Here is a 3,846-nt window from a genome sequence, read left to right as displayed (position 1 = left end):
GATGACGGGGGATGGAGTTGGGTGAAGATATGGCCGTATCGAACTCCGCCGATCACCATAGCCGTTGATCCCAAGGACAGCAGGGTTATCTATGCCGACGTTTTCAAAACCACGGATGGAGGGAGAAACTGGAAACAGATCTTCCCCCTCAAATGTGCCTTCTGCGATCTGGCCGTAAATCCACGAAACACCGAGATCCTATATGCTACGTTCTGGATAAAGGGCGGGAAGGTGACGGGGCTGTATAAAAGCGAAGATGGAGGGTTGACTTGGAGGAAGATATTCGACTATCTAGCGATTCCGATCGTAATCGATCCCAGACGTCCTATGAGGGTATATGTAGGGGGTGAGGGGAAAGTGTACAGAAGCATGGACGGAGGAGATAGCTGGGTAGGGCTGAGGGAGGGATTGCCTCAGGGACTGATCCATTCGATGCTGATAGATCCCCTCAATCCCAATATCATCTACGCAGGTGTGGATATGGTAGGGGTGTATAGGAGCGAAGATGGAGGTGAGACGTGGAGTCCTCTGGGGAAGGGATTCCCCGACACGGTGAAGATCATGGATTTGGCCATTGATCCATCATCACCGGATTTTCTGTATGCGGCTACCATCTCAGGAGTTGCGTTTGGGAATGAGTATGGTCTATGGAGGATGGAGTTGCCACCGAGGAAGCCATTTCACTCGGTTAGTGTCATGGGCAAGCTTCCGGGCATCTGGGGTGATATCAAGAGGTGAGGAGGTATGGTTCCGGGACACATCAGGCTGATAGCGAGACGGAAGGTGCTGGGGTTTGTTCTGTCAGAGGAAGGGAGAGTCGGAAGCAGAACTGCACTGTCTACCGCCACGCTGGTAGCTGTCTCCTCGCTGGCTGCTATGATCATGGCCCCGAAAATCGCTCACGCTGCCGGATACTGCCCCGATGGAGTGTGGTGCGATAAGACCTACTGCTGTCCTGTTCCTAATGACGGATGGAAATGCTCCGAATTCTGGGTGGATCCAGGATGTGTGCTGGCGAATTGATCCCGACGGAGGACGCTCTATGATAGCGTCCTCCATTCAAAATCAGGAGGTTGCCGATGAAAAAGGTATCGCTTGCATTACTCCTTTTGATATTAACCACACTATCATACTCCGATGAGCCGAGATGGATGAAAGTATTGGATAACACAAGGGTGGAGTGTATAACCGCTGACCCCTCGACCTCCGCCATCCTCATAGGAACTGTGAACAAGGGATTATACAAAAGCCTGGATCGAGGAAGAACATGGAGAAGGATGGACAAGGGGATCCATTCCATGGCATGGATATACTCCATCGCCATAAACCCACATGATCCAAAAGTCATCTACGCAGCTACAGAGGGAGGGGTATACAGGAGCGAAAACGGCGGGGGAAATTGGGGGAAAACCAGCATGAACACCACGGCATTTACAGCGGTTATCAACCCTAAAAACACGGATATCATCTATGCTGGGGAGTATAAGAGCGAGAACGGAGGGAAGAGATGGGAGGTTATGAGTTCCCTGATAAGGATGGGTGAGCACCCATATCGAATGGCCATAGATCCCAAGCATCCCGAGATTCTATATGCGGTGATGTGCTCAGGGAGGGGATTTAAAAGCGCCGATTCAGGGGAGAGCTGGGAGAGGATGTTAAGCGATAAGGTTTGGTATGTAACGGTTAATCCCATTCACACGGGTGTTATCTACTTATGTGGGGAGAGGGGAGTGTATGAGAGCGAGGATGGAGGAGAGAGATGGGAATTGAAGGGAGAGGGATTACCGGATGGGGACGTCGATTATCTTTTGGTGGATCCGATAGATCCTCGGTTTGTGTATGTCGGGCTGAGGGGAGTTGGGATTTTTCAGAGCAAGGATGGAGGGGAGATGTGGCATCCGTTGGGGGAGGGATTCTCGGATGAGGCTTTGATATCGGGGCTGATTATCAATTCTTCAGATCCGAACTATCTCTATGTGAGCACGCATAGCGGGGTTTGGAGGTTAAAGCTGGCACCCAGGAAACCATTTCACTCGGTAAGCCCATTGGGCAAGCTTCCGGGCATGTGGGGAGACATCAAGAGGTGAAGAAGCTTGGAAGAATCACATGTTTGCGATAATTTTCAGCCTTTTATTCATGATCTCATCCCCGGTTGAATTGCCAAACGTTAAGCTGGCCTTCGAATCATTCGATGAAAGGAATTGCGACATCTACATGATGGAAAGCCTAGATGGCAAACCGGTTAACCTCACGAATTTCCCCGCCCTTGATGCCTATCCCAACTGGTCTCCCGACGGGAGGAAGATCGCCTTCTCCTCCAAAAGGGATGGAAACTGGGAGATATACGTCATAGACCTGGAGACGAAGGAGCAGAGGCGATTAACACACAATTCCCTGCTAGATACCTTTCCAAAGTGGTCGCCTAACGGCAAGATGATAGCTTGGAATCGAAACCACGATCTGTATCTCATGAACTCCCTTACGGGGAGATACCGAAGACTAACGGAAAGTATGGGTGTCACTGGCCTGAGCTGGTTTCCTGGGGAGGAGAAGATCCTCTTTTACTCACTGGTGGATAATGGATTTCATCTTGTAGACATCCACACCGGACATCTGGAAACACTTCCCAAACCGCCTCACAGCAAGAGTATATATGGTTTTTCAATATCGCCAGATGGTAGGAAACTGGTTTGTGCATCCAACCATGAGGTGTTGAAAGGGAGTGCCCTGTATGGGCTATACATGATGGATCTGATAAGCGGGGAGTTCAAGAGGCTGATCAGAGATCCAGATGGCAACTGCACGTTCCCCTGCTGGAGCCCAGATGGAAGGTTCATATTCTTCACATCCGATAACAAGGGTAAGAACCTGGACGGGGTGGATATCTGGATCATGACGCCTGAGGGGGAAGTGGTGAGACGGCTTAAGCTGGAGAAAGCAAATTATGCTCCTGATGTGTTCGATCCGAGATATGCCTATCATTCCGTATCACCTGGGGTGAATTTGAAAGAGATGTTGTGGGGGATGATCAAGGGAAGGAGGTGAAAGGGATATGGTCTCAGGTCACATCAGGCTGATAGCCAAGCGGAAAGTGTTGGAGTTTATTCTCTCTGAGGAGGGAGAGTCAGGAGCAGGACTGCGCTATCGACCGCTACACTGGTGGCGATCAGCAAGTAGGACCCGAACTATCTCTATGCGTCTGGGGGTGGTATCAAGATGTGTGAGGAGATAAATCCCCTGAGAAGGAGGTGAAGATTCATGATTCCGGGCCACATCAAATTGATAGCAAGGCAGAAGGTAATGAGGTTTATCCTGTCTGAGGAAGGAAGAGTCGGGAGTAGAACTGCGTTGTCTACCGCTACGCTGGTAGCTACTTCAGCTCTTGCTGCCATGCTGATAATGCCCAAAGTAGCCTACGCTGGCGGATACTGCCCAAAACCGGATGATTGGTTGTTCTGCCCTGTCTACTGCTGTTTTGATGGAGCTCACTGGAATTGTAGTGATGTTTGGGACCCAGGGAAATGTATAGTCCCATAATCTAATGTATAGTCCCATAATCTAGAGATGGCTCATCCGTCGGTGAAATTAAAGCGACATTTTCCTGTAGAGGCACAAAGCCACAAGGCCTTATGCCCTTACATTGGTGGAAATTATTAACCTAACTATAGTTCCGCAGATTTTGGTTGCCAGATGAAAGGGGGAGAAGGTATCATCTCTAAAAAAAGGAACTGTAAAAGGAGAAAACAAATGGAGATCTTCTTCCCCATAGTGATGATATCCTATCTTATGGAGCTTCGCAACCTCTTTACAAAGCCGAACTGGCTCTACTTCCAAAGCTACATCTTT

Annotated in this window: 4 protein-coding genes; all 4 read left to right on the top strand. The window is 49.5% G+C overall.

Going from position 1 to position 3,846, the window contains the following annotated elements; all coding sequences use genetic code 11:
- The coding region (locus J7M22_16790) for a hypothetical protein (protein MCD6508261.1) at positions 1-738 on the top strand (738 nt) is incomplete at its 5' end.
- Positions 739-744: 6 nt separating this feature from the next.
- A complete protein-coding gene (locus tag J7M22_16785) occupies positions 745-1,023 on the top strand; it encodes a hypothetical protein (protein MCD6508260.1) in 279 nt (92 codons plus the stop codon).
- A 56-nt stretch (positions 1,024-1,079) separates the two neighbouring features.
- Positions 1,080-2,087 (top strand): hypothetical protein, encoded by a 1,008-nt coding sequence (locus J7M22_16780; protein ID MCD6508259.1) that lies wholly within the window; start codon positions 1,080-1,082, stop codon positions 2,085-2,087.
- A 19-nt stretch (positions 2,088-2,106) separates the two neighbouring features.
- Positions 2,107-3,045, top strand: a complete 939-nt coding sequence (locus tag J7M22_16775) for a PD40 domain-containing protein (protein MCD6508258.1) — start codon at positions 2,107-2,109, stop codon at positions 3,043-3,045.
- The last annotated feature ends 801 nt before the right edge of the window (positions 3,046-3,846 follow it).

Source organism: Candidatus Poribacteria bacterium (genome assembly GCA_021162805.1).
Classification (GTDB): domain Bacteria; phylum Poribacteria; class WGA-4E; order B28-G17; family B28-G17; genus JAGGXZ01.
The sequence above is the reverse complement of the archived record's forward strand: the minus strand, read 5'-3'. Positions and strand labels throughout refer to the sequence as shown.

Coding starts and splice junctions, on each gene's coding strand:
- J7M22_16775 (MCD6508258.1), top strand. CDS start 2,107: ATGTTTGCGATAATTTTCAGCCTTTTATTCATGATCTCATCCCCGGTT.
- J7M22_16785 (MCD6508260.1), top strand. CDS start 745: ATGGTTCCGGGACACATCAGGCTGATAGCGAGACGGAAGGTGCTGGGG.
- J7M22_16780 (MCD6508259.1), top strand. CDS start 1,080: ATGAAAAAGGTATCGCTTGCATTACTCCTTTTGATATTAACCACACTA.